This window comes from Nocardioides sp. 31GB23, assembly GCF_040012395.1.
GTDB classification, from domain to species: Bacteria; Actinomycetota; Actinomycetes; order Propionibacteriales; family Nocardioidaceae; genus Nocardioides; species Nocardioides salarius.
Genome location: NZ_JBDYKJ010000017.1, coordinates 49,884 through 71,490, shown reverse-complemented (window position 1 = coordinate 71,490; position 21,607 = coordinate 49,884). Strand labels below are relative to the sequence as shown.

Below are 21,607 nucleotides of genomic sequence, written 5' to 3'. Positions count from 1 at the left end.
CCCCCCCCCCCCCCCCCCCCCCCCCCCCCCCCCCCCCCCCCCCCCCCCCCCCCCCCCCCCCCCCCCCCCCCCCCCGGGCGCCGTGGCGCAGTAGCATCACCGTCCGGTCGACACCCCCGGTGAGGGAGACGAGATGAGCCCCCAGATGAGCCCGGCGCCCGCGAGCGCCACCGCCCTGGTGCGCGTGACCGTCGCCTCCGGCAGCCGCCGCGTCGACCTGGTCCTGCCCGGCGCGGTGCCGCTGGCCGAGATGGTCCCCGAGCTGGCCCGCAGCGTGGGGCTCCTCGACCCGATGACGGTGCACGGCGGCTACCGGGTGCGCACGGCCGAGGGTCGGCTCCTGGCCACCGACGCCGGACTGGTGGTCCAGGGGGTCGAGGACGGCGCCCTGCTCGCCGTCACCGCGGGGGTCGACGACCCGGCGCCCCGGGTCTACGACGACGTGGTCGAGGCGATGACCGACGTCGTCGAGCGCGACCTGCGCCCCTGGGCGCCGGCGTCTGGGCGGCTCACGGCGCTGGGTGCGGCGGGGCTGCTGATGGCGATGGGCGCCGCCGCGCTGCTGGTGCAGAGCGACACGGTGCTGGCCGGCAGCGCGGCGGGCGTCGTCGCCGCGGTGCTGGTGGCGGGCTCGGTGGTGCTGTCCCGGGCGCAGGGCGAGCCCGAGGCCGCCGTCGCGGTCGCCTGGATGGCCACGGCGTACGCCGCTGTCGCGGGGCTGCTGCTCGCCCTCGACAGCGCGCCCCTGGGCACCGCCGGGCCGGGCGACCTCTCCGGTGCGGCCGTGGCCGCTGGGGGGCTCGGTGCGGTCCTGGCGGGGCTGGTCGCGCTGCTCGGCCTCGGCGACGGCCGCGCCCTGGTGCTGCCCCCGGTGGTCGTCGGCGCCGCGTTCTGCGTGGTCGGGCTGGTGCTGCGAGCCGGCGGCGGCGTCGACGTGGGCGTGCTGCTGGCGACCCTGCTCGTGCTCGTCGTGCTGATGGGCAGCCTCTTCCCGTGGCTGGCGCTGGGGATGACGGGGGCCCGGGTGGAGCAGATCTACAGCACCGCCGACATCACCGCCGACCCCGACGACGTCGACCCCGACCAGGTCGGCCGCGAGGCCCGGCTGGCCCACGAGATCCTGCTGGCCATCACCGCGACCGTCGGGCTGCTGCTGGTGCTGGTCGCCCCGGTCGCCGTCGACCTCGGTCTCTCCGGCACCATGCTGGCGCTGGTCTGCTGCGGCGTGGTGATGCTGCGCACCCGCCAGTACCGCGCCGGGAGCGAGGTCCTGGTCGGCCTGGTCGCCGGCATCGCCGGGCTCGCCTCGGTCGCGGTCGCGCTGCTGTGGTTGCAGCCGCAGTGGCGACCCACGACCGCGCTGGTGCTCGCGAGCGCGGGGGCGGTGCTGCTGGCCGTCACGCTGCTGCCCGGCCCGCCGTCGGTGCGCCGCGGACGCCTGGGCGACGTCGCCGAGAGCCTGTGCCTGCTGGCCCTGGTGCCGCTGGCCCTGCTCGCCACCGGCGTCTTCTCGGCGATCGCGGGCTGAGCGTGGCCACCAAGCGCGACCTCGTCGAGGCGCACGCCTTCAGCAGGCGCCGCCTGGTGACGGCGTTCGTCTCCGGGGCCCCCGGCGGCCGCGAGGTCGAGCCGGCGCGACCCGGCCGGACCATCGTGGGCGGCGTGGCGCTGGGTGTGCTGCTGGTGGCCGGCGCGGCGATCACGGGCGTGTTCACCGACAACGCCCCCACCGACTGGGACGAGCCGGGTCTGGTGATCAGCAAGGAGCAGGGGGCGGCGTACGTCATCCTCGACGACGACTCCGCCGGCCAGGACGGCCAGGACGGCGAGGACGGGAGCGGGGACGGGGACGACGGCCCCCTCCTGCGCCCGGTCCTCAACATCACCTCCGCCCACCTGATCCTCGGAGCCGAGGGCCTCGAGCCGCGCATCGTCTCCCAGGAGACCATCGAGACGCGTCCGCTGGGCGAGGACATCGGCATCCTCGACGCCCCGGCCCGGCTCGCCGGCACCGGCTCCCTGGTCGAGACCGGCTGGAGCGCCTGCACCGGCGACGGGCTGGGGGTCAAGGTGTGGCTCGGCGAGAGCCCCGGGGTCAGCGCCGCCCCCGGCACCGCGTTCCTGGTCAAGGTCGCGACCCGCAGCCCCAGCGACGCGGCGTACTGGGTCGTGGGCACCGCCGAGCGGACCGGCCAGGAGACCGAGGCCTACCGCTACGCGCTCACGATGCCCGGTCGCTCGCAGCGCAACGCCTTCCTGGCGGCGCTCGACCTGCCGCTGCTCGACTCGGCGGTCAAGGTGCCCGGCGAGTGGCTGGCGCTCTTCCCCCGTGGCGGCGACCTCGACGCCGGCAGCTTCGACGTGCCCGGCCTGGGCGACCCGCTGCCCGGCGGCGAGGGGCGCGTCGGCGACTACGTGGTCGACGACGGCGGGGGCGGCTACCTGGTCACCACCGACGGCGCCGAGCTGCTCGACGAGTTCGCCCTGCAGGTGCTCGCCGCCTCCGAGCTGCCGGGTGGGCGGCTGCCGCAGGAGCTGGCCGAGCTGCCCTCCGGCAGCGACGGCTCGTCGCTGGTCGCCGCCAACCGCTGGCCCGAGGACGTGCTCGACGACGAGCCCGGCGAGCACTGCGCCCTGCTGGAGACCGCGGCGGGGGAGGTGCCGCGGGCCCAGGTCGCCGTCGACCCCGTCGGCGAGGCCGCGGCCGAGGGCCTCGCCGACGACCGGCGCGAGGTCGAGGTCGAGCCCGGCGGGGGCGCCTACGTGATGAGCGGCGGGTGGGACGACGTCGAGAGCGACAGCCGCTGGGCCGTCGACCAGAAGGGCCGCGCCAACGCACTGGTCGGCGCCGAGACGCCGACCCTGCTGGGCTACGGCTCCTACGCCCCGGTGCTGGTGCCCGACACCTGGCTCGAGCTCTTCGAGACCGGTGTCGCGCTGTCCCAGGAGGCCGCGCTCTGCCCGCCCGACCGTGACGCCGGCTCCGGCGAGGGCTGCGGGTGAACGGCCGGGCCGGCCGGAGGGTGCCCGCGGCGGCCTCGGCGGCCTCGGCGGCGGTGGGGGCGCTGACCCTCCTCGCGCTGGCGGCAGGCGCTGCTGCACCGGCCGCCGCGGTCGGTGGCGCCGCGCCCGAGACCAGGTCCTGCACCGAGGTGGCCGCCGAGGACCCCGAGGTGGGCCCGTTCGCCGGCCCGAGCCGGGCGCTGGAGGCGATGGGGGTGCCCGCGGCGCACGAGGTGCTGCGCCGCCGCGGCGTGCTCCCCGGCGAGGGCGTGACCGTCGCCGTGGTCGACACCGGCATCGCACCACGCGCGGGGCTGCCCGCGGCGCCCGGCGTGGCGTCGTACGGGCCGGACGGCGAGCCGGTCGACCCGCACGGCACCGTCGTCGCCGGCCTGGTCGCCGCGCCGCCGCGCCCCGACGGTGACGCGGTCGGCGTGGCCCCGGGCGCGCGCCTGGTCGACGTGCGGGTGCTCGACGCGTTCAGCCCGCAGGAGGGCCAGGCGGGGCCGCTGGCGGTGCGGGTCGCCGAGGGCCTGGAGCACGTCCTGGCGCAGGTGCGTCGCGTCGGCGGCGCCCGGCCCGTCGTGGACGTCGTGAACGTCTCCGTCGCCGTCCCGCCCGAGCCGCGCATCGACGCGGCGGTCGAGGCGCTATGGCGCGCGGGCGTCGTCGTGGTCGCCGAGTCGGGCGACCGACCGGTCGACGAGGCCGACCCGCTGCCCGACGAGCTGGCCGTGGCCACGCCCGGCGAGGACGCCGCCTCGCAGGTGCATCCCGCCGGGGCGGGCGAGGGCCGGGGCGAGCACGTGCTCGGGGTCGCGGCCGTCGGCGACGCCCCGGACGCCCCCGACGCCGGGGTGCTGCGCAGCAGCGCCATCGACGTCGCCGCCCCCACCGTCGGCGGGGTGTCGGTGGGGCTCAACGGCGGCACCTGCGGCGTCGACTCGGTCTCCACCTCGTGGGCGGCCGCGCAGGTCACCGGCGTGGTCGCCCTGCTGATGTCGGCCTACCCCGACGACACCCCCGAGCAGGTCCTCGACCGGCTGCTGCCCGCGGCCGACGGTCGCGCCGACGTACGCTCGCCGACGCGCGGCGCCGGGGTGGTGCGCGCCGACGAGGCCCTCGCCCGCGGCCTGGGCCCGCCCGCCCCCGAGGCCCCCCGGTCGATCGCCGACGCCGAGCCCGCCACCGCCCCGGTGCCCGAGCCCGACCTGCTCGCGAGCGTGCGCGACGACGCCGTGTGGTGGGGTGTGCTGGGCGGGGGAGCGCTGCTGCTGGCGCTGGTGCTGCGCCCCGTCCTCGCCCGCCGCGACCCGGCCCGTACCTCGCGCTGACCCGGCCCAGATCTCGCGCTGACCCGGCCCAGATCTCGCGCTGACCCGGCCCGTACCTCCGCTGGCCCCGCGGGGCCGGGCCGTCCAGGCCGGTCGGGCCGGTCGAGACGCGCGAACGGCGCCGGCCCGGGGGCCGACGCCGTTCGAGTGGCGGAGGATAGGGGATTCGAACCCCTGAGGGCGTTAACCCAACCCGCTTTCCAAGCGAGCGCCATAGGCCACTAGGCGAATCCTCCGCCGAGGAGCGTACCGGTGCCCCCGGGAGGCGGCGAAATCGCCCCGGCCACCCGCTGTCGCCGGGCCACCCCCGCTGACAGCACGCGTGCGGGCGCTGCGACCACCTCTGGGACGACCTCGGCGACGACCTCGTGTTGGAGGGCTCCGGCCCCCTCGCCTACACTCGGGCCAACCCCCCGTGTGGCGGCATCTTGCCCAACTCCCCCAGGGCCGAGAGGCAGCAAGGGTCAGCGAGCTCTGTCGGGTGCGCGGGGGGCCTTTTCATGCCCGGACGCGGGTGGTCGGCGCGGTGTCCTCCCCAGGTCCCCTCCTGGCGATGGCCACTGTCGGACCTGCTGGTTAGGGTCGTCGTGTGGAGTCCCCCCTCGCCCTGTACCGCCGCTACCGGCCCGAGACGTTCTCGGAGGTCATCGGGCAGGACCACGTCACCGAGCCGCTGCGTGCCGCGCTCGCCAACAACCGGGTCAACCACGCCTACCTCTTCTCCGGGCCGCGAGGCTGCGGCAAGACCACGTCGGCGCGCATCCTCGCGCGGGCGCTGAACTGCGAGCAGGCCCCGGTCGCCGACCCCTGCGGGGAGTGCGACAGCTGCCGCGACCTGGCCCGGGGCGGCCCGGGCTCGATCGACGTGATCGAGATCGACGCGGCCAGCCACGGCGGCGTCGACGACGCCCGCGACCTGCGCGAGAAGGCGTTCTTCGCGCCGGTGCGCAGCCGTTACAAGGTCTACATCATCGACGAGGCCCACATGGTGACCACGCAGGGCTTCAACGCCCTGCTCAAGCTCGTCGAGGAGCCCCCGCCCCACCTGCGCTTCATCTTCGCCACGACCGAGCCCGACAAGGTGCTGCCGACCATCCGCTCGCGCACCCACCACTACCCGTTCCGGCTGATCCCGCCCCGCCTGCTGTCGTCCTACCTCTCCGAGCTGTGCGAGCTCGAGGGCGTGCCGATCGAACAGGCGGCGCTGCCGCTGGTGGTGCGTGCCGGGGCGGGCTCCGCGCGCGACTCCCTGTCGGTGCTCGACCAGCTGCTCGGAGGCGCCGGTGCCGACGGCGTGACCCACGCCCTGGCCACCGGGCTGCTCGGCTACACCCCCGACTCGCTGCTCGACGAGGTCGTCGACGCCTTCGCGGCCGGTGACGGCGCGGCCGTCTTCGGGGTGGTCGACAAGGTCATCGAGACCGGGCAGGACCCGCGCCGCTTCACCGAGGACCTGCTGCGCCGGCTGCGTGACCTGGTCATCGTGGCCGCGGTGCCCAACGCCCCGGCCACCGGGCTGATCGACGTCAGCGAGGACGCCGGGGAGCGGCTGGTGGCCCAGGCCGCCCGGTTCGGCGCGGCCGAGCTGACCAGGGCCGCCGACCACGTGGCCGCCGGCCTGACCGAGATGCGCGGGGCGACGGCGCCCCGGCTGCTCCTCGAGCTGATCTGTGCGCGGGTGCTGCTGCCGGGCGCCGACCACTCCACCGACGGTCTGACCGCCCGCCTCGACCGCATCGAGAAGCGGATGTCGGTCTCGGGGCTGCCGGCCAGCGCGCCCGCGCGTCCGCAGACCCAGGTCCCGGCGCAGGACCGCCCGGCGCCGGCGTCGTCGACCCGGGCACCCGACCAGGTCGCCGAGGCCCCCGCCGGCGCGGCGGTCGCGCCGTCCGCCACCGCCCCGCACGCCGAGCCGGCGCCCGAACCCGTCCCGGCGCCCGCGCCGGTCACCTCCCAGCCGGCCGCCCAGCCCGACCCCCAGCCTGCCGCCCACCCGTCATCGCCGCCAGAGACGCCCCCGCAGGAGACGCCCCCGCGGTCGGCCCCTGCGCCGACCCAGCAGCAGGCCCCGGCCCAGCAGCAGGCCCCGGCCCAGCAGCAGGCCGCCGCCTCGACGCCCGAGCCGGGCGCGCTCAGCCTGGTCGAGGTACGCCGCCTGTGGCCCGACATCGTCGAGGCCACCAAGGTTCGGCGCCGGGTCACCTGGATCCACCTGACGCAGAACGCCCAGGTGGTGGCCGTCGACGCCAAGACGCTCACCCTCGGTTTCGCCAACGCGGGCGCTCGCGACTCCTTCGACGGCAACGGCAGCGCCGAGATCGTGCGCCAGGCCGCGATCGACGTGGTCGGCTCCGACTGGCGCATCGAGACGATCGTCGACCCCGGCGCCTCGCCCGACACCGCGCCGGTGGTGACGCGCCAGGCCGCGCCCGCCGCCCCGCCGGCCGAACCCGCGGCCTCCCCGGTGCAGCCGCAGCAGCCGCAGCAGCCCCAGCAGCAGGGCGCACCCGAGGGGCAGCCCGGCCCGCTCGGGCAGCCGCCCGTCCCCGAGACCCCGGCGCCGGCCCAGGAGCGACCGCCGGCCTGGCTCGACGAGGCGCCGCCCGACGACGACCCCGGCGAGCCGGGCACCCCGCCCCCGGACGCGCCCCCGACGGCCCCGGCCCAGCGCCCGCAGGCCGGCCCGGGCTCGATCGCGGCCGCCCGCGGCGCCATCCAGCAGACCCGCGTCGGCGGTGCCGACATCGCACGCTCCGACGACCTCCGGGCCGCCGATGCCGACGCGCACCCCGACGACCTCGACGCGGACGACGAGACGCTCGGCGGCGCCGCCCTGCTCGAGCGAGAGCTCGGGGCGCGCGTCATCGAGGAGATCCGTCACCAGTGAGCGGCCCAGCACCCGCCGGGTGAGCGACCGCACGACACACTGGGCACATCCCGCACCACCCACCGCGAATCCACGACCCAGACCCACGACAGCCAGATCCACGACACCCAGAGGTGACCCCATGAGCCAGAACCCCTTCGAGGCGCTCGGCGGCGCAGGCGGCGGCCTCGACATGAACGCGCTGCTGCAGCAGGCCCAGCAGATGCAGGAGCAGCTCCAGCAGGCCCAGGAGCGCCTGGCCGAGGCAGAGGTCGAGGGCACCGTCGCCGGCGGCGCCGTGACCGTGCGGGTCAACGGGGTCGGCGAGCTCGTCGGCGTCGACATCAAGGCGGGCGGCTTCGACGGCAGCGACGCCGACGACCTCAGCGACCTGGGCGACATGATCGTCGCGGCCTACCGCGACGCGAAGGCGCAGGCCGACACCATGGCCGGCGAGGCGCTCGGCCCGCTCGCCGGCGGTGGGACGCCCGGCGGCGGCGCTCCGGGCGGCCTGCCCGGCCAGCTCGGCTTCTAGGGCGCGCGACCTTGTACGAAGGCGTCGTCCAGGACCTCATCGACGAGCTCGGGCGCCTGCCCGGGGTCGGGCCGAAGAGTGCCCAGCGCATCGCGTTCCACCTGCTGCAGGCCGACCCCGTCGACGTACGCCGCCTGGCCGACGTGCTGCTCGAGGTCAAGGCCAAGGTCAAGTTCTGCTCGGTGTGCTTCAACGTCTCCGAGGACGAGCAGTGCCGGATCTGTCGTGACCCGCGCCGGGACCCGGCGGTGCTGTGCGTGGTCGAGGAGTACAAGGACGTCGTCGCCATCGAGCGCACCCGCGAGTACCGCGGCCGCTACCACGTGCTGGGCGGCGCGATCAGCCCGATCGACGGCATCGGCCCCGACCAGCTGCGCATCCGCGAGCTGATGACGCGGTTGGCCGACGGGGTGGTCACCGAGGTCATCCTGGCCACCGACCCCAACCTCGAGGGCGAGGCCACGGCGACCTACCTCACCCGGATGCTGAAGGTGATGGACTTGCGCGTGACCCGGTTGGCGAGTGGACTGCCGGTGGGTGGGGACCTCGAGTACGCCGACGAGGTGACCCTCGGACGGGCGTTCGCAGGAAGGCGGGCAGCGGAATGACCAGCACCAGCAGCGGTACCGACGACGTGCACGGCGGGGCCGGCGAGCCCCCGGGCGGCCTGGCCGAGGCCCTCGTGGAGGCCCTGGCGCTCGACGCCGAGACCGAGGAGTTCGCCCAGCAGATCGCCGACCAGGTGGCCAGCTTCCTGCTGGCGCTGCGCGCCATCGCCAAGGAGGCCGACGGCGGCCGGGCGATCTCGCTGCTGCTCCTGGAGATCAGCCAGGTGCTGCTCGCCGGTGCGCGGCTGGGCGCCCAGCAGGACTTCACGCCGCACTCGCGCTACCAGCCCGACGTGGGCCCCGAGCCGGACCTCGACGAGCTGCGCATGCGCCTGGCGCTGATGCTCGACAACATCGACACCTACAGCTTCGTCTTCGACCCCTACGTGCCCGAGGTCGTCGAGAGCCAGCTCTCCGACGACCTCGCGGCGATCGCGACCGACCTCGACACGGGGCTGCGCCACTTCCGTGACGGCAACGTGGGCGAGGCGCTGTGGTGGTGGCAGTTCTCCTACGTCTCCTCCTGGGGCAACCTCGCCGGCGCCGCGCTCAACGCGCTGCTCTCGGTGGTGGCCCACGACCGCCTCGACGTCGACGTGGACCTCGACGCCGACCAGGTCGCGGCCGCCGACGCGCTGCTCACCGACCGGCCCTGAGGCGAGGAGCGCTCGCGCCGACGACGTCGGTGCCGTGAGATGGGGGCGGGTGGCCCCTGGCGGCCCCGGTAGACTCCGACCCCGGTCATCGTGGGCCCGCGGCCCACGCCCCTCGCATCCGGAACGGGAATTTTGTCGTGGGCATTGTCGTCCAGAAGTACGGCGGTTCGTCGGTCGCTGACGCCGCCGCGGTCAAGCGGGTCGCGCGCCGCATCGTCGAGGCCAAGAAGGCCGGCAACGACGTCGTCGTGGCCGTCTCGGCGATGGGGGACACGACCGACGACCTGCTCGAGAAGGCGCAGGCCGTCAGCCCGCTGCCGCCGGCCCGCGAGCTCGACATGCTGCTGACCGCGGGGGAGCGGATCTCGATGGCGCTGGTGGCGATGGCCATCAGCGACCTCGGCTACAGCGCCCGCTCCTTCACCGGGTCGCAGGCCGGCGTGATCACCGACTCGGTGCACGGCAAGGCCAAGATCATCGACGTCACCCCGGGCCGCATCCGCACCGCCATCGACGAGGGCCACATCGTCATCGTCGCCGGCTTCCAGGGCGTCTCCCAGGACACCAAGGAGATCACCACCCTGGGGCGCGGCGGCACCGACACCACCGCGGTCGCGCTGGCGGCGGCCCTCGAGGCCGACGTCTGCGAGATCTACACCGACGTCGACGGCGTCTTCACCGCCGACCCGCGCATCGTCCCCAGCGCCCGCAAGCTCGACCGCGTCACCTACGAGGAGATGCTCGAGCTGGCTGCCAGCGGGGCCAAGATCCTGCACCTGCGCTGCGTGGAGTACGCGCGTCGCTTCGACATCCCGATCCACGTCCGTTCCTCGTTCAGCCAGCTCGACGGCACCATCGTCTCCGGCAGCATCGAGGACCCCGCGCCCGAGGAGGGCACCATGGAGCAAGCCATCATCGCCGGCGTCGCGCACGACCGCAGCGAGGCCAAGATCACCGTCACCGGTGTGCCCGACAAGGTCGGCGAGGCGGCACGCATCTTCGCCGCGCTGGCCGAGGCCCAGATCAACCTCGACATGATCGTCCAGAACGTGTCGGCGGCCTCGACCAACCTGACCGACATCTCCTTCACCCTGCCGCGCACCGACGGCCAGACCGCGATGACGACGCTGGCGGGGCTGCAGGAGGAGATCGGCTTCGAGACGCTGCTCTACGACGACAAGGTCGGCAAGGTCTCGCTCATCGGCGCGGGCATGCGCAGCCACCCGGGAGTGACGGCGAAGTTCTTCTCGGCGATCGCCGAGGCCGGGGTCAACCTGGGCATGATCTCCACCTCCGAGATCCGCATCAGCGTGGTGGTCGCCGACGAGGACGTCGACGCCGCGGTGGCCGCGACCCACACGGCGTTCGACCTCGACGCCGACGAGGTCGAGGCGGTCGTGTACGGCGGGACCGGCCGATGAGCGGGCTGCGCATCGGCGTGGTCGGCGCCACGGGCCAGGTGGGCGTCGCCATGCGCCAGATCCTGGCCGAGCGCGACTTCCCGGTCGAGGAGATCCGCTTCTTCGCCTCGGCCCGCTCGGCCGGCAAGGTGCTCGACTTCGCCGGCACCGAGGTCGTGGTCGAGGACTCCGAGACCGCCGACCCCACCGGTCTCGACATCGCGCTCTTCTCCGCGGGCGCCACCGCGTCGCGCGCGCTGGTGCCGCGCTTCGTGGAGGCCGGCGTCATCGTGGTCGACAACTCCAGCGCCTACCGCTTGGACCCCGAGATCCCGCTCGTGGTCGCCGAGGTGAACCCCGAGGCGGCCGCCGCCGTGATCGAGGCCGGTCGCGGCATCATCGCGAACCCGAACTGCACCACGATGGCCGCGATGCCGGTGCTCAAGCCGCTGCACGACGAGGCCGGGCTGGTGCGGTTGATCGCGTCGACCTACCAGGCCGTCTCCGGCTCCGGCGTCGCCGGCGTCGAGGAGCTCGCCGGGCAGGTCGAGGCGGCGGGCGAGAAGGCCCGCGAGCTGGCCTACGACGGCGAGGCCGTCGACTTCGGCGAGCCGGGCGTCTACCGGCGCACCATCGCCCACAACGTGCTGCCCTTCGCCGGCAACCTGGTCGACGACGGTCTCGGTGAGACCGACGAGGAGCAGAAGCTGCGCAACGAGTCGCGCAAGATCCTCGGGCTGCCCGAGCTGGCCGTCTCGGGCATCTGCGTGCGGGTGCCGGTCTTCACCGGGCACTCGTTGGCCCTCAACGTCGAGTTCGCCTCGCCGCTGGGCGTCGAGCGCGCCACCGAGCTGCTGGCGGCTGCTCCGGGTGTCGAGCTCAGCGAGATCCCCACGCCGTTGCAGGCCGCCGGCAAGGACCCGTCGTACGTCGGTCGCATCCGTGCCGACGAGGGCGTCCCGGGTGGCCGGGGGCTCGCGCTCTTCGTCTCCAACGACAACCTGCGCAAGGGCGCCGCACTGAACACCGTGCAGATCGCCGAGCTGGTCGCCGCGGCCCGCTGAGGCTCCGGCCGCTGGTGTCAGTCGCGGGCGGGCTCGACCACCGCGGTGGTGACCCAGTGCGAGAGCACGAACGCCCCGACGGCCACCAGCGGGATGACGATCGCCATCCACGGTGACATCAGCGCGTCGACCAGGAACAGCAGCGCCACCACGCACAGCAGGCCGACCGCGAGGAAGGCGGTGCTGGTGGGGTCGGGCGCCCCGGCCGCGCGCAGCATCGCGCCGCCCAGGACCACCATGGCCACCATGATGGCCAGCAGCAGGAAGATGCCGGGGTTGCCGCAGGACGGCGTGCCCTGCAGCACCTCGCACAGGCGCAGCGAGAGCCAGGTCAGCACGACCACCAGCGCCCCCACGACGGCGCCGGTGGCGGCGGCCGCGCTGCGCCCGCGCAGCCCGAAGAGGCTCGAGAACGGTGAGCGGCTGCGGGCGGCGGGCGGCTCGTCAGCGGCCACCTCGTCGACGAAGAGGGGCGCGCCCGCGGTCTGCGCCGTCCGCGTCTCCGCGGCCTGCTGCGGGACCTGCTGCTGGGCGGGCTGCTGGGCGGGCCGGGCAGGAGGCGTGGGGCGGCGTACGGGCTCGCGGGAGGCCGGCGGCGGAGTCGGCGCCGGGGCCGGCGTGGGCTCGGGGACCGGGTCGGGCTCGGGCTGCGGGGTCGGCTCGACGTCGGGCAGCGGCTCCGGCTCGACGACGGGGACGGTCGCGGTGGCGTCGTCGCTGCTCCCGGTCGCCGCGGCGGGCGCGGCCTCGTCAGCGGTCTTCTTCCGGCGGCGCCACCGGCCGAGCCCGAGCGAGGGCGCCTCCAGGGACGGGCTGTCCGCGGAGCGGTCGTCGTCTGCCATGCGCGCATTCTGGCACGCGGACCCCGGTGGCCGGGCCCGCGAGCGACGGTGGCGCAGCGCCACGTCCTGAGATGACAGCAGCCGGGCCCACTCTCGTGGGCCCGGCTGCTCGATGCCGGGAACATCGGATCTGTCGGGCTGACAGGATTTGAACCTGCGGCCTCCTCGTCCCGAACGAGGCGCGCTACCAAGCTGCGCCACAGCCCGATCCATGGGTCCAGCCGAGGCTGGCCCCACGAGCACCGGAGCATACCGGAGCGCCGAGGAGCACCCCAATCGGGCCCCCGCGCTCCGTCACCGCCCGCGCGGCACCAGCGTGAGCAGGGTGGCCTCGGGGCGGCACGCCGTGCGCACCTGGGCGTAGGGGCTGGTGCCGAGACCGGCGCTGACGTGCAGCCACGCCGAGCCCGGGTCGCCGGGGGTGGAGGCCGCGGGGTGGCGGTGCAGCCCGCGCGCACGCGCCGGGTCGAGGTCGCAGTTGGTGGTCAGTGCCCGGCCTCCCGGCAGGCACACCTGGCCCCCGTGGGTGTGCCCGGCGAGGATCGCGTCGTGCCCGTCGGCGGCGAACCGGTCGAGCACCCGCACGTACGGCGCGTGCGCGACGGCCAGGCGCACGTCGGCGGCCGGGTCGGCCGGCCCCGCGACCGCGCCCAGGTCGTCGTACTCCAGGTGCGGGTCGTCGACGCCGACGAAGGCCAGGTCGAGCCCGCCGACGTGCAGCCGGCCGCGGGTGTTGGTCAGGTCGAGCCAGCCGTGCTCGGTGAAGGTGGCGCTCAGGTCGCGCCACGGCAGCTGGGGCACGTCGGTGTGGCGGGTGCCGTCGTCGGGCAGCACGTAGCGCAGCGGGTTGCGCAGCCGCGGCTCGAAGTAGTCGTTGGAGCCGTGCACGAACACGCCGGGGACGTCGAGCAGCGGGCCGAGGGAGTCGGTCACGAAGGGGACCGCGCCCTGGTGGGCGAGGTTGTCGCCGGTGTCGACCACGAGGTCGGGGCGCAGCGTGGCCAGCCCCGCCAGCCACTCCTGCTTGCGGTGCTGGCGCGGGGTCATGTGGATGTCGCTGAGGTGCAGCACGCGCAGCGGGTCGGACCCCGCGGGCAGCAGCGGCACCTCGACGCGGCGCAGCACGAACTGCCGCGTCTCGCGCACGGCGTACGCCGTCACGGCTGCGCCGCCTAGCGTCGCGGCTCCGAGCAGGGCAGCGCCGCCGCGGGTCAGAAGCGGGGTGAGGCTCACCGGCACAGGCTGTCACAATGTCGGTCATGAGCACCCTCAAGGACCAGCTGCGCGCCGACCTGACCACCGCCATGAAGGCCCGCGACCAGGTCCGCTCCTCGACCCTGCGGATGGTGCTCGCCGCGGTCGCCAACGCCGAGGTCGCCGGCAAGACCGCCCGCGAGCTCTCCGACGACGAGGTCGTCACGGTCCTCGGCGCCGAGGCCAAGAAGCGTCGTGAGGCCGCGGCGGCCTTCGACGAGGGCGGTCGCGAGGAGAGCGCCGCCAAGGAGCGTGCCGAGGCCGAGGTGATCGCGGTCTACCTGCCCGAGCAGCTCGACGCGGCCGAGATCGAGCGCATCGTCGCCGCCGCCGTGGAGTCGACCGGCTCCGCGGGCGAGGGCATGAAGGCCATGGGCAAGGTGATGGGCGTCGTCCAGCCCCAGGTCAAGGGCCGCGCCGACGGTGCAGCCGTGGCCGCGGAGGTCCGGCGACAGCTCGGCTGACCTCGAGACCCCGCGGAGGGGAGATCTGGGCCGGGTCGAGGCGAAGTTCGGGCCGGGTCGGCGGGAAGTTTGGGCCGGGTCAGCCGCGCCCGTTCCCCCCGCCGTTCCCACCACCGCCACCGTTGCCGCCGCCACCGCCGTTGCCGCCGCCACCGCCGTTGCCACCGCCGCCGCCGCCGTTGCCGCCGCCGCCGTTGCCGCCGCCGTTGTTGTTGGAGGGGGGAGGCGGCGGGGGTGCGGGGGTGCCGTTGGAGAGGTAGAGCGTGATCTGCGAGCCGGAGGGCGCGCTGCCGCTGGGGGAGGAGTAGGCGACGGTGCCGGAGGAGTAGGACGAGTTCACGTAGCCGCCGTTGCTGACGCCGAAGCCGGCCTCCTCGAGCACCTGGGTGGCCCCCTCGAGGGTCATCCCGCTCACCGAGGGCAGCGAGACCGTGACGCCGTTGACGACCGTGGCGTCGGGAGCGGTGAACCCCGTGTCGGGCAGCTGGTCGTCGATCGCCTTCATCGCGTCGCCCCAGATCGGCCCGGCGTAGCCGGAGCCGGAGGCCGAGGAGACGTAGCGCCCGCCGACGGTCTGGCCGGTCAGCGTGATCGGGGTGCCGGCCTGGTTGGCGCCGGCGATCATCGCGGCGGCCGCCATCTCCGGGGTGTAGCCCACGAACCAGACCGAGCGGCCGTTCTGGGTGGTGCCGGTCTTGCCCGCGGCCGGGCTGTCGAGCGCCTCGGCCTGGGCGAAGCCGCCGGGCTCGATGACGCCGCGCAGGATGTCGCTGACGGCGTCGGCGGTCGAGGCCTTCAGCACCTGGCGGCACTTGGCGGGGTACTGCTTGAGCACGTTGCCGTTGGCGTCCTCGATGGAGGTGACCGGCCGCGAGGCGCAGTGCTGGCCACGCGCGGCGAAGGTCGCGTAGGCCTCGGCCATCTCGAGCGGGCTGACGCTGGCCACGCCGAGCGGGAAGGACGGCACCATCTCGCTGTTCTTGTCGGTCAGCCGCACGCCCATCTTCTTGGCCAGGCGGTAGGGCTGGCACAACCCGGTGCGCTGCGCCAGCTGGATGAAGAAGGTGTTCACCGACAGCTGGGTGCCCTGGTAGAGGTCGAAGGTGCCCGAGCTGGTCGAGTTGCCGACCTCGTAGGTGTCGGTGGACTGGTAGTTCTGCCCGCCGCACACCCCGAACGAGCTCTGGGCGACCTCGATCTGCTCGGGGCTGTTGATCTGGGTGTTGAGCGGGATGCCCTGCTCGATCGCGGCGGCCAGCACGAAGGCCTTGAACGTCGAGCCGGGCTGGAAGCCGCCCGAGTCGCCGTACTTCCGGGGCACCACGTAGTTGAGGTAGGTCTGGCCCGGGCCGTCGCCGACCGGGCGCGACTGGGCGATCGCGCGCACCTGCCCGGTGCCGGGCTCGACCATCGCGAGCCCGCCGATGGCCTGGTCGGTGGGGTTGACGCCCTCGCGGACCGCCGCGTCGGCGGCGTCCTGGTAGTCCTGGTCGAGGGTGGTGCGGATGGTCAGGCCGCCCGACTCGAGCAGCGCGCGCCGCTCCTTCTTGGTCCTGCCCAGCGCCGGGTCGGTGACCAGGTAGCGCAGCACGTAGTCGCAGAAGAACGGGGCGGCGGTGAAGACGCACCCGTCGGAGGTCTTCTGCACCTTCAGGCCCAGGGGCTTGTCCTGGAGCCGGTCGGCGCGCTTCTGCTTGACGACGCCCAGGTCGGCGAGCCGCTCGAGCACCACGTTGCGCCGCTCGGTGGCGCGCTCGGGGTTGTCGACCGGGTCGTAGCCCACGGGGTTGCGCACCAGGCCGGCCAGCAGGGCCGACTGCTGCATGTTGAGCTTGTTGGCGTTGACGCTGAAGAAGTGCTGGGCGGCGGCCTGGATGCCGTAGGCGCCGTCGCCGAAGTAGGCGATGTTGAGGTAGCGCTCGAGGATCCAGTCCTTGGAGTGGCGCTGCTCCATGGCCACGGCGTAGCGCAGCTCCTTGAGCTTGCGCGCGTACGTCGTCGCGGTCGCGGCCTCGCGCTCCTCGTCGGTCTTGGCCTGGATCACCAGCGTCTGCTTGACCAGCTGCTGGGTGATCGAGGACCCGCCCTGGACGTCGCCGCCCTCGGCCTGGTTGGTCACGAAGGCGCGCATCGTGCCCCGCACGTCGAGGGCGCCGTGCTCGTAGTAGCGGGCGTCCTCGATGCCGACGATCGCCTTGACCATCTTGCGCGAGACCTGCGAGAGCGGGACCTCGACGCGGTTCTGGTCGTAGAGGGTGGCCAGGGTGTTGCCGTCGACGTCGAGGATCGTGGTCTTCTGCGCCAGCGCCTCGGTCTCGAGCTCGGCCGGCAGCTGGTCCATGGTGTCGGCGAGGTTGCGCGCGCCGATGCCCACGACGCCCGCGAAGGGGATCGCGAGCCCGGCGACGACCACGCCCAGCACGGCGGAGATCGCGACCATCACGGCGAGGTGGGAGGCGACACGGCTGGCAGGACGAGACGCGGGCATGGCGCCCAGCGTACGGGAGCAGCGCACGGCCGACCCATCGTCGAGCCCGGCACGGTACCTCCCAGGAGCCGCGCCGGGGCGAGAACACGACATCCTTCGTCGTCGCACCCCAGTGAGCCTGACCACATCGGTCTAGTCATTTCGGGCCATGTCCTTTGGGTCGAAATGACCTGTCCCCCAGCGTGTCGTGGCCCTTTACTGAGAGGCAGGGACATGAGAGCGACGTCGGTGCCGGCCCCAGGGGACGCAACGGGGCCCGCCGACGCACGCTCTCGCGACAAGGATGTGGGGACTCGTCATGTGGGTTGAGGACTGGACACCGCGCGCTGCCTGCCGGGCGGCGCAGCCGGATCAGCTGTTCGTTCGCGGAGCGGAGCAGAACAAGGCCAAGCAGGTCTGCCAGGGCTGCCCGGTGCGCACCGAGTGCCTCGCCGAGGCGCTCGACAACCAGATCGAGTGGGGCGTGTGGGGCGGGATGACCGAGCGTGAGCGCCGGGCACTGCTGCGCCGCCGCCCGGCCGCCTCGTGGCGCTCGGTGCTCGAGAACGCACGCACCCGCGGCACGGTCGAGGCCGAGCCGCTGCGCGCTCGCTGATCCTGCCGGCGCCCAGCCGCCGGTCAGCCGCCGATCAGCCGCCGGTGGGGGCGCTGCCCAGCAGGTCGCCGACCCGGCGCAGCCCGTCGAGGTCGTGCACGTCGCCTGCCAGCGCCGGCACGGTCGTCGTCGGCACATCGGGGTGCGCGGCCGCGAAGCGTGCCCGCAGGCCCGCCTCGCGCTGCACCAGCCGCACCCGGTCGGCGTGCAGCCGCAGCAGTCCGGCGCCCAGGTCGTGGCCGCCGCGGGTGCGCAGCCGCTCGGCCGCGGCCATCGCCTCGTCGGCCCCGAGCTCGTCGTACGCCGCCGGGCTGACGCGGTTGACCACCAGCCCCGCCAGCGGCATCGCGTCGCCACGCAGCCGCTCGACGAAGTAGGCGGCCTCGCGCAGCGCGTCGGGCTCGGGGGCCGCGACCACCACGAACGCGGTGCCCTCGGCCTGCAGCAGCGCGTAGGTGCGCTGCGCCCGCTGGCGGAAGCCTCCGAAGACGGTGTCGAGGGCGGCGACGAACGTCTGCAGGTCGGTGAGGACCTGCGCGCCCAGGATCTTGGTCAGCGCGCCGGTCACCAGGCCCAGCCCCGCCGTGACCAGGCGCGCCGGGCCGCGCGCGGGCGCGAGCATCAGGCGGATGAACCTGCCGTCGAGGAAGCTGGAGAGCCGCTCGGGCGCGTCGAGGAAGTCCAGGGCCGAGCGCGAGGGCGGGGTGTCGACCACGATCAGGTCGTAGGTGCCCTCGCGCCGTGCGTCGGTATCGATCTGGCCCAGCTTCTCCATCGCCATGTACTCCTGGGTGCCGGCGAACGAGCTCGACAGGGCGATGTAGAAGGGGTTCTCGAGGATCTGGCGGGCCTTCTCGGGGGTGGCCTGGCTCTCCACCACCTCGTCGAAGGTGCGCTTCATGTCGAGCATCATCGCGTCGAGGCGGCCCGGGCCCTCGACGCCGGCCACGGGGCGAGGGGTGTTGTCGAGCTCCTCGATGCCCATCGACTGCGCGAGGCGGCGGGCCGGGTCGATGGTCAGCACGACCACGCAACGGCCCCGTTCGGCGGCGCGCAGCGCCAGCGCCGCCGACGTGGTGGTCTTGCCCACGCCTCCCGAGCCGGTGCAGACGACGATGCGGGTCGCCGGGTCGTCGATGAGCGCGTCGACGTCGAGGTCGGGCGCCGGCGAGGGGTGGGCGGCGAGCGGGCCGACGCGGGGCCGGGCGCGGTCGCCGCGGCGGGTGCTGGTGGCCTGGGTCATCGGAGCCCCTGTTCGTCGAGGGTGGCCGCGAGGTCGTAGAGGCCGCCGAGGTCGACGCCGCCTGCGAGCCGCGGCAGCTCCACCACCGGCACGTCGAAGTCGGCGACCAGCCGGCGCTGCGCGTCCTCGAGCGCCCGCCGCTCGGCGTGGTCGCGCGCCTCGGCGACCAGCCCGTCGAGCAGGGGGGCGGTGACCTCGACACCGGCGGACTCGAGGTCGCCGCGCAGCTGCGCGCGGTCGAGCCGGCCGGCGAGCGCGTCGGCGAGATCGCCCGTGGCCAGGTCGCGTGGGCGCACCTGGTTGACCACGACGGCCCCGACGGGCAGGCCCGCCTCGCGCAGCTGCGCGATGCCGTCTGCCGTCTCCTGCACCGGCATCTCCTCGAGCACCGTCACCAGGTGCACGGCGGTGCGCGGCGAGCGGAAGAGCGTCATCATCGTGTCCGACTGGGCGCGGATCGGGCCGACCTTGGCCAGCCCCGCCAGCTCGTCGCTGACGTTGAGGAACTGGGTGATCCGGCCGGTGGGCGGGGCGTCGAGCACCACGGCGTCGTACTGCACCGCGCCCTTGTTGCGGCTGTTGCGCTGCACGGCCTCGTAGACCTTGCCGGTGAGCAGGACGTCGCGCACGCCCGGGGCGATGGTGGTGGCGAACTCGATCACGCCGAAGCGGTCGAGCGCCCGCCCGGCCCGGCCGAGCTTGTAGTAGAGCGCGAGGTACTCCAGGAGCGCGGCCTCGGGGTCGATGTGCAGCGCGTGCACGGTGCCGGGCCTGCTGCCGGTGGTGCCGCTCCCGGGGTCGGCCAGGCCGGTGGCGATGCGGCGCTCGGCGTAGGGCAGCGGGTCCACGTCGAACATCCGGGCGATGCCCTGGCGCCCCTCGACCTCGCAGAGGAGCACCTGGCGGCCCTCGGCGGCCAGCGCCAGGGCCAGGGAGGCGGCGACGGTGGACTTGCCGGTGCCGCCCTTGCCCGTCACCACGTGCAGCTGCACCTCGGACCAGTCGGTACGTGTCACGGACGCGAGCCTAGTGCGCGCGCTCGCACCCCGCCGGGTGGTCGCGCACCACCCGCAGGTGTGACGAGCGGGGTGTCCGGGCGGTAACGTGATCGGTTGCTCCCGCGCCGGCCTCGGGGCCCGGCGGCCCCACGAGGGCCCTGCGGTGGGTACGCCCGACCGAGCACGACCGACTCAGCACGACCGACTCAGAGTGATCCCGACCGAGAGGCAGTCATGACGTCCAGCCCACCCACAGACCGACCCGCTCATCCGGACGAGCCGGCCTCCGACGCGCCCGACCGCGCCGAGGGTGCTGCGCGGCGCCGCTTCCCGATGGCCGCACCCCGCGTCTTCATCCCCGCCGCCGTGATCCTGGTGGTCTTCTCCGCGGCCGCCGCGATCTTCCCCACCGGCATGGGTGACCTGCTGCAGAAGGCCAACAACACCGTCGTCATCGACCTCGGCTGGTGGTACGTCCTCGTGGTGACGTCGTTCGTCGCCTTCTCCCTGTGGATGGCCCTCTCGCCGATGGGCTCGATCGTCCTGGGCAAGGACGACGAGGACCCCGAGTTCGGGCTCAAGTCCTGGTTCGCGATGCTCTTCGCGGCCGGCATGGGCATCGGCCTGGTGTTCTGGGGCGTCGCCGAGCCGCTCAACCACGTGGCCACCCCGCCCCCGGGCACCGACGTCGCCGGCGGGCCCGACCAGGTCGCCCGCACCGCGATGGACACCACCTTCCTGCACTGGGGCCTGCACGCCTGGGCCATCTACGTCGTGGTGGGCCTCGCGATCGCCTACGCCGTGCACCGCAAGGGCCGCCCGATCTCGATCCGCTGGGCGCTCGAGCCGCTGCTCGGCAAGCGCATCCTCGGCTTCTGGGGCGACGTCGTCGACGTCGTCGCGATCGTCGGCACCCTCTTCGGTGTCGCCACCTCGCTCGGCTTCGGCGTCAAGCAGGTCGGCGCCGGCCTGAGCTTCCTGGGCGTCGTCGACGAGGCCAGCACCCCGCTGCTGGTCCTGCTGATCGCCGTCATCACCGGCATCGCGCTCGTCTCCGTGGTCACCGGCGTCGACAAGGGCATCCGCTACCTGTCGAACATCAACATGGGCGTCGCGGCCGGCCTGCTGGCCGCCGTGCTGCTGCTCGGCCCGACCGTCTTCCTGCTGAGCGACTTCGTGACCCAGATCGGGTCCTACCTGCAGAACTTCCTCAAGCTCTCCTTCGACGTGCGCCCCTTCCAGGGCGAGGCCGGCCAGAGCTGGCTGTCGGGCTGGACCACCTACTACTGGGGCTGGTGGATGAGCTGGGCGCCGTTCGTCGGCGTCTTCATCGCGCGCATCTCGCGCGGGCGCACCGTGCGCGAGTTCGTGCTCGGCGTGCTGCTGGTGCCGACGATGGTCACCTTCCTGTGGTTCTCGGTGCTCGGTGGCACGGCCATCTGGACCGAGATGTTCGGCGGCGGCGGCCTGATCGGCGAGGAGGGCGTGAGCACCGACCTCGCGCTCTTCCAGATGCTCGACACCCTCCCCCTGGGCACCCTGCTCAGCGTGGTCGCGATCTTCCTGATCGTGGTCTTCTTCGTGACCAGCTCCGACTCGGGCTCCTTCGTGGTCGACATGCTCGCCGAGGGCGGCGACCCGAACCCGCCGGTGTGGAGCCGCGCGTTCTGGGCCGGCATGGAGGGCGTCGTGGCAGCGGTGCTGCTGATGGCCGGCGCCGGCGGACTGGCGGCGCTGCAGACCAGCGCCATCCTGGTCGCGGCCCCGTTCAGCATCATCATGGTGCTGCTGATGATCGCCACCGCCAAGGCGCTGCTCGCCGAGAACCGCGTCATCCAGCGCAAGAAGCGCAAGTGGCTGGCGACGCAGATCGCCGACGAGGTCACCGAGGGGCTGCAGGACAGCGGCACGATCCCGGTGGTCGAGGACTCCTCGACCAGCACCACGCACCGCCGCTGACCCCAGCACCACCCAGCACGACCCAGCACCACCCAGACACGGCCCCGGCCGCGCCCCGCGCGCGGTCGGGGCCGTGTCGTCGTACGACGCCTCCGCGGGGGGCGGTGGCGGCGCTGCCGCGGCGAGTAGGGTGCGGCCCATGACGACGTGGGAATACCAGGTGGCGCCGATTCCGCTCCACAACGAGGCCCTGATGCTCAACAACTTCGGCCAGGACGGCTGGGAGCTGGTGACCATCCAGACCAACGCCCAGGGCGGCCTCGTGGCCTTCCTCAAGCGCCCGGCCCAGGGCTAAGGA

Annotated in this window: 18 protein-coding genes, 2 tRNA genes and 1 other RNA gene; 14 read left to right on the top strand and 7 right to left on the bottom strand. The window is 74.2% G+C overall.

Going from position 1 to position 21,607, the window contains the following annotated elements; translation table 11 throughout:
* Positions 1–133: 133 nt before the first annotated feature.
* The 3 genes from eccD to ABKW28_RS07580 are packed head-to-tail and all read left to right on the top strand — an operon-like array spanning position 134 to position 4,337.
* Positions 134–1,528 carry a type VII secretion integral membrane protein EccD gene (eccD, locus tag ABKW28_RS07590; protein ID WP_348607856.1) on the top strand — a complete coding sequence of 465 codons (1,395 nt, stop codon included), beginning with the start codon at positions 134–136 and terminating at the stop codon, positions 1,526–1,528.
* A 2-nt stretch (positions 1,529–1,530) separates the two neighbouring features.
* Positions 1,531–3,003 carry a type VII secretion protein EccB gene (locus ABKW28_RS07585; RefSeq protein WP_348607854.1) on the top strand — a complete coding sequence of 491 codons (1,473 nt, stop codon included), beginning with the start codon at positions 1,531–1,533 and terminating at the stop codon, positions 3,001–3,003.
* Positions 3,000–4,337 carry a S8 family serine peptidase gene (locus tag ABKW28_RS07580; RefSeq protein ID WP_348607851.1) on the top strand — a complete coding sequence of 446 codons (1,338 nt, stop codon included), beginning with the start codon at positions 3,000–3,002 and terminating at the stop codon, positions 4,335–4,337. The genes ABKW28_RS07585 and ABKW28_RS07580 overlap by 4 nt, the downstream gene beginning before the upstream one ends.
* A gap of 148 nt (positions 4,338–4,485) precedes the next feature.
* Here the strand turns inward: ABKW28_RS07580 and ABKW28_RS07575 are convergent.
* Positions 4,486–4,573 (bottom strand) — tRNA-Ser (locus tag ABKW28_RS07575).
* Between the two features lie 171 nt (positions 4,574–4,744).
* Here ABKW28_RS07575 and ffs point away from each other — a divergent pair.
* From ffs to ABKW28_RS07540, 7 genes are all read left to right on the top strand, one after another.
* An RNA gene (ffs, locus tag ABKW28_RS07570) (signal recognition particle sRNA small type) lies at positions 4,745–4,835 on the top strand.
* 91 nt (positions 4,836–4,926) lie between these two features.
* Positions 4,927–7,224 carry a DNA polymerase III subunit gamma and tau gene (locus ABKW28_RS07565; protein ID WP_348607849.1) on the top strand — a complete coding sequence of 766 codons (2,298 nt, stop codon included), beginning with the start codon at positions 4,927–4,929 and terminating at the stop codon, positions 7,222–7,224.
* Positions 7,225–7,345: 121 nt separating this feature from the next.
* On the top strand, positions 7,346–7,738 hold the full coding sequence (locus ABKW28_RS07560; protein WP_348607846.1) for a YbaB/EbfC family nucleoid-associated protein: 393 nt from the start codon (positions 7,346–7,348) through the stop codon (positions 7,736–7,738).
* An 11-nt stretch (positions 7,739–7,749) separates the two neighbouring features.
* Entirely contained in the window at positions 7,750–8,346 is a 597-nt protein-coding gene (gene recR, locus ABKW28_RS07555) for a recombination mediator RecR (RefSeq protein ID WP_193669700.1), read from the top strand.
* The gene (locus ABKW28_RS07550) at positions 8,343–9,002 is read left to right on the top strand and encodes a DUF5063 domain-containing protein (RefSeq protein WP_193669699.1); all 660 of its coding nucleotides are present in this window, start codon (positions 8,343–8,345) and stop codon (positions 9,000–9,002) included. Before recR ends, ABKW28_RS07550 begins: the two co-directional genes overlap by 4 nt.
* 137 nt (positions 9,003–9,139) lie before the next feature.
* On the top strand, positions 9,140–10,423 hold the full coding sequence (locus tag ABKW28_RS07545; protein WP_193669698.1) for an aspartate kinase: 1,284 nt from the start codon (positions 9,140–9,142) through the stop codon (positions 10,421–10,423).
* Positions 10,420–11,466 (top strand): aspartate-semialdehyde dehydrogenase, encoded by a 1,047-nt coding sequence (locus ABKW28_RS07540; RefSeq protein WP_348607844.1) that lies wholly within the window; start codon positions 10,420–10,422, stop codon positions 11,464–11,466. Before ABKW28_RS07545 ends, ABKW28_RS07540 begins: the two co-directional genes overlap by 4 nt.
* Positions 11,467–11,483: 17 nt before the next feature.
* On the opposite strand, the gene ABKW28_RS07535 is transcribed toward ABKW28_RS07540, so the two are convergent.
* From ABKW28_RS07535 to ABKW28_RS07525, 3 genes are all read right to left on the bottom strand, one after another.
* Positions 11,484–12,308, bottom strand: coding sequence for a hypothetical protein (locus ABKW28_RS07535; protein WP_348607842.1), 825 nt, complete (start codon positions 12,306–12,308; stop codon positions 11,484–11,486).
* Positions 12,309–12,441: 133 nt separating this feature from the next.
* A tRNA-Pro gene (locus ABKW28_RS07530) sits at positions 12,442–12,515 on the bottom strand.
* Positions 12,516–12,602: 87 nt separating this feature from the next.
* Complete coding sequence (locus tag ABKW28_RS07525) at positions 12,603–13,541, bottom strand: metallophosphoesterase (protein WP_193669695.1); 939 nt, start codon at positions 13,539–13,541, stop codon at positions 12,603–12,605.
* A gap of 26 nt (positions 13,542–13,567) precedes the next feature.
* Between ABKW28_RS07525 and ABKW28_RS07520 the strand changes: the two genes are divergently transcribed.
* On the top strand, positions 13,568–14,026 hold the full coding sequence (locus tag ABKW28_RS07520; protein ID WP_193669694.1) for a GatB/YqeY domain-containing protein: 459 nt from the start codon (positions 13,568–13,570) through the stop codon (positions 14,024–14,026).
* 79 nt (positions 14,027–14,105) lie between these two features.
* Here the strand turns inward: ABKW28_RS07520 and ABKW28_RS07515 are convergent, their stop codons facing one another.
* Positions 14,106–16,514, bottom strand: coding sequence for a transglycosylase domain-containing protein (locus ABKW28_RS07515; RefSeq protein WP_348607840.1), 2,409 nt, complete (start codon positions 16,512–16,514; stop codon positions 14,106–14,108).
* Between the two features lie 298 nt (positions 16,515–16,812).
* Between ABKW28_RS07515 and ABKW28_RS07510 the strand changes: the two genes are divergently transcribed.
* Positions 16,813–17,109, top strand: coding sequence for a WhiB family transcriptional regulator (locus ABKW28_RS07510; protein WP_193669693.1), 297 nt, complete (start codon positions 16,813–16,815; stop codon positions 17,107–17,109).
* A gap of 34 nt (positions 17,110–17,143) precedes the next feature.
* Here ABKW28_RS07510 and ABKW28_RS07505 read toward each other — a convergent pair whose 3' ends face one another.
* On the bottom strand, positions 17,144–18,352 hold the full coding sequence (locus ABKW28_RS07505; protein WP_348607837.1) for an ArsA-related P-loop ATPase: 1,209 nt from the start codon (positions 18,350–18,352) through the stop codon (positions 17,144–17,146).
* The gene (locus ABKW28_RS07500) at positions 18,349–19,368 is read right to left on the bottom strand and encodes an ArsA-related P-loop ATPase (protein ID WP_348607834.1); all 1,020 of its coding nucleotides are present in this window, start codon (positions 19,366–19,368) and stop codon (positions 18,349–18,351) included. Before ABKW28_RS07500 ends, ABKW28_RS07505 begins: the two co-directional genes overlap by 4 nt.
* A 216-nt stretch (positions 19,369–19,584) precedes the next feature.
* Between ABKW28_RS07500 and ABKW28_RS07495 the strand changes: the two genes are divergently transcribed.
* Both ABKW28_RS07495 and ABKW28_RS07490 read left to right on the top strand, forming a co-directional pair.
* Complete coding sequence (locus tag ABKW28_RS07495; RefSeq protein ID WP_227491949.1) at positions 19,585–21,309, top strand: BCCT family transporter; 1,725 nt, start codon at positions 19,585–19,587, stop codon at positions 21,307–21,309.
* A 139-nt stretch (positions 21,310–21,448) separates the two neighbouring features.
* Entirely contained in the window at positions 21,449–21,604 is a 156-nt protein-coding gene (locus tag ABKW28_RS07490; RefSeq protein WP_193669691.1) for a hypothetical protein, read from the top strand.
* Positions 21,605–21,607: the final 3 nt, after the last annotated feature.

What these genes read in the sequence shown, in the direction of transcription:
- eccD (WP_348607856.1), top strand. Translation starts at nt 134, where the DNA reads ATGAGCCCCCAGATGAGCCCGGCGCCCGCGAGCGCCACCGCCCTGGTG.
- ABKW28_RS07560 (WP_348607846.1), top strand. Translation starts at nt 7,346, where the DNA reads ATGAGCCAGAACCCCTTCGAGGCGCTCGGCGGCGCAGGCGGCGGCCTC.
- ABKW28_RS07550 (WP_193669699.1), top strand. Translation starts at nt 8,343, where the DNA reads ATGACCAGCACCAGCAGCGGTACCGACGACGTGCACGGCGGGGCCGGC.
- ABKW28_RS07540 (WP_348607844.1), top strand. Translation starts at nt 10,420, where the DNA reads ATGAGCGGGCTGCGCATCGGCGTGGTCGGCGCCACGGGCCAGGTGGGC.
- ABKW28_RS07535 (WP_348607842.1), bottom strand. Translation starts at nt 12,308, where the DNA reads ATGGCAGACGACGACCGCTCCGCGGACAGCCCGTCCCTGGAGGCGCCC.
- ABKW28_RS07520 (WP_193669694.1), top strand. Translation starts at nt 13,568, where the DNA reads ATGAGCACCCTCAAGGACCAGCTGCGCGCCGACCTGACCACCGCCATG.
- ABKW28_RS07515 (WP_348607840.1), bottom strand. Translation starts at nt 16,514, where the DNA reads ATGCCCGCGTCTCGTCCTGCCAGCCGTGTCGCCTCCCACCTCGCCGTG.
- ABKW28_RS07510 (WP_193669693.1), top strand. Translation starts at nt 16,813, where the DNA reads ATGTGGGTTGAGGACTGGACACCGCGCGCTGCCTGCCGGGCGGCGCAG.
- ABKW28_RS07505 (WP_348607837.1), bottom strand. Translation starts at nt 18,352, where the DNA reads ATGACCCAGGCCACCAGCACCCGCCGCGGCGACCGCGCCCGGCCCCGC.
- ABKW28_RS07495 (WP_227491949.1), top strand. Translation starts at nt 19,585, where the DNA reads ATGACGTCCAGCCCACCCACAGACCGACCCGCTCATCCGGACGAGCCG.
- ABKW28_RS07490 (WP_193669691.1), top strand. Translation starts at nt 21,449, where the DNA reads ATGACGACGTGGGAATACCAGGTGGCGCCGATTCCGCTCCACAACGAG.